The organism is Paenibacillus sp. NPDC057886 (genome assembly GCF_042796655.1).
Taxonomy (GTDB): Bacteria; Bacillota; Bacilli; order Paenibacillales; family Paenibacillaceae; genus Paenibacillus.
The window spans coordinates 89,079-96,772 of sequence record NZ_JBHVMZ010000008.1 but is presented as its reverse complement, the minus strand read 5'-3'; the positions used below and the strand labels follow the sequence as shown (position 1 = coordinate 96,772).

Annotated in this window: 7 protein-coding genes; 3 read left to right on the top strand and 4 right to left on the bottom strand. The window is 47.0% G+C overall.

Features of this window, described 5'->3' with window-relative positions; translation table 11 throughout:
- Positions 1 to 481, bottom strand: a 481-nt coding sequence (locus ACFVQB_RS25150; protein ID WP_379445968.1) for a hypothetical protein, incomplete at its 3' end; no start/stop codon positions are given.
- Here ACFVQB_RS25150 and ACFVQB_RS25145 point away from each other — a divergent pair.
- The gene (locus ACFVQB_RS25145) at positions 453 to 824 is read left to right on the top strand and encodes a hypothetical protein (protein WP_379445963.1); all 372 of its coding nucleotides are present in this window, start codon (positions 453 to 455) and stop codon (positions 822 to 824) included. The genes ACFVQB_RS25150 and ACFVQB_RS25145 overlap by 29 nt on opposite strands.
- A 134-nt stretch (positions 825 to 958) precedes the next feature.
- Here the strand turns inward: ACFVQB_RS25145 and ACFVQB_RS25140 are convergent, their stop codons facing one another.
- Positions 959 to 1,312 (bottom strand): hypothetical protein, encoded by a 354-nt coding sequence (locus tag ACFVQB_RS25140; RefSeq protein ID WP_379445961.1) that lies wholly within the window; start codon positions 1,310 to 1,312, stop codon positions 959 to 961.
- 124 nt (positions 1,313 to 1,436) lie between these two features.
- The gene (locus tag ACFVQB_RS25135) at positions 1,437 to 2,168 is read right to left on the bottom strand and encodes a glycosyltransferase family 2 protein (RefSeq protein WP_379445957.1); all 732 of its coding nucleotides are present in this window, start codon (positions 2,166 to 2,168) and stop codon (positions 1,437 to 1,439) included.
- 220 nt (positions 2,169 to 2,388) lie between these two features.
- Here ACFVQB_RS25135 and ACFVQB_RS25130 point away from each other — a divergent pair, with 220 nt between their 5' ends.
- Positions 2,389 to 2,760 (top strand): hypothetical protein, encoded by a 372-nt coding sequence (locus ACFVQB_RS25130; RefSeq protein ID WP_379445952.1) that lies wholly within the window; start codon positions 2,389 to 2,391, stop codon positions 2,758 to 2,760.
- Positions 2,761 to 3,580: 820 nt separating this feature from the next.
- Here the strand turns inward: ACFVQB_RS25130 and ACFVQB_RS25125 are convergent.
- The gene (locus tag ACFVQB_RS25125) at positions 3,581 to 4,936 is read right to left on the bottom strand and encodes a dipeptidase (RefSeq protein ID WP_379445946.1); all 1,356 of its coding nucleotides are present in this window, start codon (positions 4,934 to 4,936) and stop codon (positions 3,581 to 3,583) included.
- Between the two features lie 230 nt (positions 4,937 to 5,166).
- Between ACFVQB_RS25125 and ACFVQB_RS25120 the strand changes: the two genes are divergently transcribed.
- Positions 5,167 to 7,569 (top strand): helix-turn-helix domain-containing protein, encoded by a 2,403-nt coding sequence (locus ACFVQB_RS25120; protein ID WP_379445922.1) that lies wholly within the window; start codon positions 5,167 to 5,169, stop codon positions 7,567 to 7,569.
- Positions 7,570 to 7,694 lie beyond the last annotated feature (125 nt).

The following is a 7,694-nucleotide window of genomic DNA, read 5'->3' as shown; positions in this document are numbered from 1 at the left end:
CCCTGAGGCCCTTGGTCGCCCTGAGGTCCTTGAACGCCTTGAGGCCCTTGGTCGCCTTGAGGTCCTTGGTCACCTTGAGGCCCTTGAGTACCTTGAGGCCCTTGAGTACCTTGAGGTCCTTGAGTACCTTGAGTACCTTGAGGTCCTTGAGTACCTTGAGGTCCTTGGGTACCTTGAGGTCCTTGGGTACCTTGAGGTCCTTGGGTACCTTGAGGTCCTTGGGTACCTTGAGGTCCTTGAGTACCTTGAGGCCCTTGAGTACCTTGAGGCCCTTGAATACCTTGAGGCCCTTGAGTACCTTGAGGTCCTTGAGTACCTTGAGGTCCTTGGGTACCTTGAGGTCCTTGAGTACCTTGAGGTCCTTGGGTACCTTGAGGTCCTTGAGTACCTTGAGGTCCTTGAGTACCTTGAGGTCCTTGGGTACCTTGAGGTCCTTGAGTACCTTGAGGTCCTTGAGTACCTTGATCCCCCTGTGGTCCAACACTGGAACCCAGGAGCTCGTCGGACACGAGACGGTGGGCTGGCACCAATTGTCCGCTTGCATTTTTGCCCCAAACGGAGATCTGGATGTCATTCTCTGCCGGACCGGTTACCGTAAACAGATACTCGAATGCATCGAGATTGGCGAAAAAAGTGAGGTTCACATCTGTATTGGGAGCGAGTGCTCTGTGTTCCAGTACATACAGTATTCTGGTGCCGGAAAGAATGTAGCCCTGGATCAATACGTTAGCGGAGCTTACCTGGTTAGGATTATCGATAAGAACGGTGACAGTCTGCGTGGGTCTCACTCCGTTAACTGGAGCATTGGCAATGGGACCGGTTGAAAGAACAGCCATACCTAACACCTCCTTAGAAAAATTTGTGAACATCGTTCTGAAAAGAACAAGTTCTCTATAAACTATGATTCAATGATATGTTGCGTTTGTAAGTTTGCCTCTGTTCATTTGCTGATTTTTCCTTAATTACCCAACTTCTCATCCGCGACAATACGCTGTGCATTGACAAGATTACCCGTACCGTCCTGACCCCACATCGAAATTTCGACAAGACCTTCGGCAGGCCCGCTTGTCGTAAATACAAATTCGTATTCATTCGTATTTGCAGCATAATTTTTGGTTATAACCACATCTGGTGTCAGCGAAATTTCCTCAAGCACATACAGCATTCGTACACCGAGCAAAGAATAGCCCTGAATCAGAACTGTTGCGGAGTTAGCTGCATCTCTGTTGGTTAAAATGACAGTAATTTGCTGAACCGGCCTTGTGCCTGCAACAAGATTATTTTCAATGGGTCCTGACGATAGAATAGCCATGGAGCATCAACTTCCTTCATATTTGATATGAACAGGGTTAACTAGGAAGATTAAGAGAGTGTAGCTGAATATTTTGTATCCTATTCCGTTCCTTAAGGCGACGACTGTTTTTCTACCCATTAAGTTACAGTACAATTACGGATTGGTTCTTCAGAACTTCGAATTGATGGCGTTTTTCCGCTTCATCCCATAAGTAATGAAAACCCCAGCGATTAGCGGTGTCATCTTCACGAAGTCCCTGCTTCAGAGTGGAGTAGCGTGAACTCAAGTATTCTAGGCCCAGATACTTGTAGTGCAGAAGAAGCAGTACTTCACTCGAGTGAGGCCGGACGATTTCTCCGGAAGGCGCAGCTTGATGTCGCCCGGGCCCGAAGTTCATCTCTTGGATAGCATTCGGATTAAAGATTTGGGGTTTGTCAAACAGAGTACTCCTTACTCCTGTTCGTACGGATCGGCATAAAGTTTCACCGTCTCCAGGAAAGGAATCAGATACCATTTGATATCCTTGGGGAACAACCAGAGTAATGCCTTGCGAGGTACATTGCTGGAGGTATTGTCTGAGATTTGGATGATAGATATGTTCATCGATGTCGCAGACAATAATCCAGTCAGCCTTATCTCTGCTTGCTTTCCAAAATTGATTGAATAGATGTTGTGCGGATCGTATAAGCGAGTTGTCCTGAATATCAAAACGTTTGAGATTCACCTTGGGATGGGACTTCAACAGAGCGAGGGATTGATCGGTGGAACCGTTGTCGAAAATGAAATATTGATCTGCGATGTCATCATAGTGGCGAAAAAAGAACGGCAGCATCTTTTCTTCATTCCAGCATATGCAGTAGATGTGTACAATCATCGGTATTCTCCCTTCCATTCGAAAAAGACAGGATGTGCTGGAACACTATATGTCGGTTAGAAGTGGATCGTTCAACATAAGGGAGTGGTTTCGAACAGAACATATGGAAGCCTTTATTTTTGTCCGAATCATAGCCATTACGCAAAATGCCAGGGACTATGTTAAAATAGATCTCAAAAAAGCCGGGATCTGCGGATCACGCATTACGGAGGCGTGAAACATGGAACGTAACGCTATGCTCGAATTCGACCCGTTCATCACAGAGCTGGCGGAAAAGCTGCACGTACACGGATATTATGCCTTTTATGGCGAGCACTACAATGAGACCGATATGGAGCAGTACCGCAGACACCTGTTCACCTCATTCAGCAATATCGTATGGGTAGAGCTGGATGCACGCAAAAAGTATATCATTGTCGATCATCGTGGACGTAACACGGTCATGAAATTAATCGACGGCATGCTGAACACCCGTAGAACGCTGCGGGCCAATCTGGCGATGGCTGGTACGGACACTTCCGAAGTCCAGCAGGAAATCACGCACATGATGCAGCTTGTGCATATGTTAAATTTCACAACCTTCCGCTCATAAGTGGAGGATGCAGGAGTAGAACTGGAGGATGTCTCCGGAAGTGGGTTTGCCCCTTCGGACACAATGCTAATGAACCTGTCACACCTTATTATGAGGATTAGTCTAGATTGGAATGGCTAACAAACGTCAGCCACGTTATTCCAGTAAAAACCTGATGAATGACATGCAAAACGAGGAAATAAAGCGTCTACGATTCGTTAATTCGCCAGAACTGTGGATTTACGTCGAAATTGCACGTGCTAGGTTCGTTAAAAGGTAAAAATAACGAGCCGTTGTAACGAATTTAACTGTCTAAATTGAGAAGCAAAAAGGGAGTCCTGTCATGAATATGGCAGGACTCCCTTTAGGTATGTCACTTATAAGGCGAATAGCGTAGCCTAATGCCTGCATGCGGAAAGCTATCATTTTACACCGGTCCTAAAGTTGTACTTGAACCTACTATCCAATTTAAATCTCACTCACGCATAGAATTCATTTTCCTTGAAATCAAAAACGACGACCTCTAGGGCCGTCGTTTTTTTGTTGTATCTACCTAACCTCCTACTACCCTTCATTTGTAAAGTAGGATCAATCTTAAAATAAGTTCATGGAAAAGCTGCAAAGTAGTGAAGGGGACGAAATCGATTCTGGAGAAGCGAAGCGCTCGCCTAAAAGCTTTCTGCAAGAAAGCTACTTCGAAAGCATATGCTATCCCCGGATTTCACCTTTGTCAAAAGGGAATCAAAGAAATCCGGGGATAACAGCGATCGAAAGAACGATTCGGCACCGGAACGGCCACTTCGCACGCTTTCCAGCACTTATTTTTCACATGAACTAAACTTTACAAACTTTTTAAAAACTGAACAATCGTCAACAACCCTTTATCAAAGTTCTCCAGGTTGAAATGCTCATTCGGTGCATGTAGGTTCTCATCTGGCAAACCGAAGCCCATCATAACAGCTGGAATACCAAGCACGCGTGAAAGTTTCTCCACGATCGGAATGGAGCCGCCGTCTTTCGTAAATAGGGCACGAACGCCGTACACTTGCTCATAGGCATCAGCTGCTTTTTGCAGTACTGGATCCGAAGGATCGGTATTGAAGGCAAAGGCTTTCTCAATCTGTTTTATATGCAGCGTTGCGCCTGGTTGAACATGAGCGCGCAGATGTGCTTCGATACGGTCCAGCACCTGCTGTGGATCTTGATCCGCAACAAGGCGGCATGTAATTTTGGCATGAGCTTCCTTCGGAATAACCGTTTTGGTGCCTTCACCTTGGAATCCGCCCCATACGCCATTCAGTTCCAGCGTCGGACGTGCGCCAACACGTTCCACGAACGAGTAACCTTCTTCCCCGTACAATTGCTCCAGCCCGAGGTCTTGACGAAGCTGTTCTTCATTGAAGCCCTGCTTCACGAACTCTTCTCTCATCTCAGGAGAGAGCGGCAGAACGCCATCATAGAAACCATCTACGCTCACGCGGCCTTGCTCATCATGCAAAGAAGCGAGCAGGGATACGAGTGCGTGCAGTGCGTTCGGTACACCGCCTCCAAATGAACCGGAGTGCAGATCCGTGTTGGCTGTATTTAGATCCACTTCGAGCGAGCAAAGACCACGCAGACCTGTGGAGATTGCCGGTTTTCCTTTTTCGAGCAAGGATGTATCCGAAATTAGTACCATGTCTGCACGCAGCTTGTCTGTATTGTCATTCAGATAAATCGGCAGGTTCGGGCTGGAGATCTCTTCTTCGCCTTCGATGCAGAATTTCACATTAACGGGAAGTTCCTTGTTTTCGGCAAGCAGAGCTTCAACCGCCTTAATATGTAAGAAGATTTGTCCTTTGTCATCCGTAGCACCACGTGCAAATAGTTTGCCGTCACGAACGGTAGGTTCGAATGGAGGTGTTTCCCATAGGTTAAGCGGATCGACAGGTTGTACATCATAGTGTCCATAGATCAGTGCGGTTGGTTTGCCGGGTGCATGCAGGTGATCTGCATATACAATCGGATGTCCCGCTGTTGGAATAACCTCTACATTTTCCATACCTGCACGAGTGAGTGCATCTGCAGCCCATTGTGCCGCACGGTTAATATCCTCTTTATGCGCCGAAATGGCTGAAATACTTGGAATGGATAACCATTCATTCAATTCTGACAGGTGTTTCTCTCTATTTTCTTGAAAATACGTTTGTTCCTTCATTAAAAGGCCTCCTTCATGTTTTGCTTTACCCTATTGTAATCCATTTTGATGCGTTAATAAAACATTGGTTAAAAAATGATCTGCTACATACCGTTTCATTCCCCTGGAAATTATGCGTATAATACAAGAAACGGATTTCATCCATATATTCTCATGTAAACCATTCCGCAGGGGAGTTGAGGGAGTTCCCATGACAGTCAGACCATACGCAAGCAGGCAGGTGAGCGCTGATGGAACCAGCTAGGAAGGTAAGATTCTTCGGCAGACTCGCGCGTTGGCCAGGGTTAACCGCAGGACGCCATAAAGGGCGGTTTTATCGAAACAGTCTGATGCTTATTTTGCTCATTGCCAGCATTCCCGGACTGATTACAGGTATCGTGATGTATCAGTTGGTCGTTGGACAGATGGAAAATGAATTTAATCAGATGCACCAAAGCCAGATTGAGAACCGGGCGCGCAATGTGGACGACCAGCTTGCTTATCTGGAGATGACATTGTCCCATTGGGCTTTTGAACCCAGGTTTGGCAATGCGCTGCGAACGCTGGATTTTGTGTATTATTTCAACGAAACACAGGAGATCGTCACCACACTTTACGTGTTGCAAGGCTCTCATCCGCTCATCAAATCCGCACAGCTATATTTGCAGGAACCGAAATCGATTTTGTTTAACCGGGATTATAACGAGTTGAAGGATGAAGCAAAAATACAGGCCTATGATCGCTATCTGACGATGGGGAACCATGTGTATTGGACAGACTGGGTTGCGAGGCAGAGCAGTGATAAGGCATCTCAAACGAAGGAAAGTATTCTGCATACCGATCCGGGTAATGCACTGGTTCTTGTACATAAGATTCCGGGTGAAAGCATTAATCCATTTGGTGCGCTGATCATTAGGCTGGATAATGAGAAAGTCGCCAGCTTATTGAAAACGCTTACTCCATATGATGAAGGTTTAACGTTTCTCATGGACCAGGAGGGGAACACGCTGGTTACCGGTAATCCGGCAGCAGGGAAGGCTGACCTTGCTTTTGAGCAGCAGCTAAAAGAAGAAGTGGGCCTGCATTCAGACAACCATTCATTCCTGTTCAAATATGAGGACGAGACCTATTCCGTGTCCTATGGGTCCCTGAGTCGAATTGATTCGGACTGGACATATGTCTCCGCAGCTCCGCTGACATCGGTGACCTCACCGGTAAAGCTCGTATCCAAAATCATCGTCATTGCGAGTGCGGGCAGTCTTATCTTGGGACTGGTGTTATCCTGGTTCGCATCACGCCGTATTTACTCCCCCGTAGCAAGGATGCTCCATTTATTGACACCGGGCAGGAATGGAGCGACAACAGACACCAGGCTGGATGAATTCCAGCTGCTGGAACAGCAGTGGAACGAGTTGACTTCGCAGAGTCTGACCGCCCATCGGCAATTGCAGGAACAGCTTCCCCATTTGCGGGACAGTTTTGTACTACAACTGGTGCAGGGCCATCTGTATGCCTATAACGAGCAGGATCTGCAGCAGCGGATGAGAAATCTTGGCTTTGAGGTGGAAGGTCAGCAGTTTTTGCTGCTTCAGATGTATTTTACGGGCTATGCCCAGTTACAGGGGCGATTTGGGAGCCAGGATACGGGACTGGTTACCTTTGCCGCAGTTAATATCATTGAAGAAGTTGCCAAAAATGTTTTCAGTCAAATTAGTGTGATGAACTTTCACGACCTGTCTTCAGCCATGCTTGTAATTGCTCCTAAGGACGAGCCAGTGAAATCACAAGCGTTGTTATGGGGACAGGAACTGGTGGAAGTCATTGGTCAGACCTTGAAATTGAACGTGACGGTGATGGTAAGTCGCCCTGTTGCTTCCCCGCAGGAATTGCCGGGATTATTCGTGGAGATGGAGCAGGCGGTTGCTTATCGCAGCGTGGAAGACGGGAGCCAAATTCTCGATCTGGAGGATGAGCAGTGTTTCCGCAGAACGGAAGAAGCCGCGTATCCACTGGGGCTGGAACGTGAGATCCTTCAGGCACTCAGGCTTGGGAAAAGGGATGAGTCTGAGGGCGTACTGGAACAATTTATGACCGAGATCACCCGAGCGGGCAGTTCCGAATTCCAGGTGCAGCAGATGATGCTTCAATTGCTGGGAAGTATTCAGCACATGATGCTGCAGACCGGGGTAACGCCTTATAGGCTGTTTGGTGGCTGCAACATGTATGAGAGATTGTCCACGATTCGTGAACCTGCACAAATGATGAAATGGATGATCGGAGAAGTATTGCTGCCATATGTTCAGGAGATCGAGATGCGATCCCAGGAGCCGCTGAAGCAGGTAGTGGAACGTACGATGTTGTTTATTGATGAGAATTATAGAAATGATCTTTCCCTGGAAGGCTGTGCAGATGCGGAACAGATGACCCCTTACGCCTTAAGCAAAGCGTTCAAGCAAGTATCCGGGATGAATTTCATTGATTATTTAACACGTGTACGAATGGATGCGGCGAAGCAATTGCTGCGTGAGACCACGATGAAAATCAATGATATCGCAGGCGCTGTTGGATACCAGCACAGTTACTTTAATCGAATTTTCAAGAAACAGGAAGGTTTAACACCAAGCCAGTACCGGGATCAATGGCTGGGTAAATAAACCTGTTCATCAGACTTCATTGCTGACCGGAATCCCGCTTCATGGGACTCCGGTTTTTCATGTTTCACTTCGGAAACAAAGAAGGATAATGCTGCAAAAATGTGCAATTACCTCAGCCCAAATAT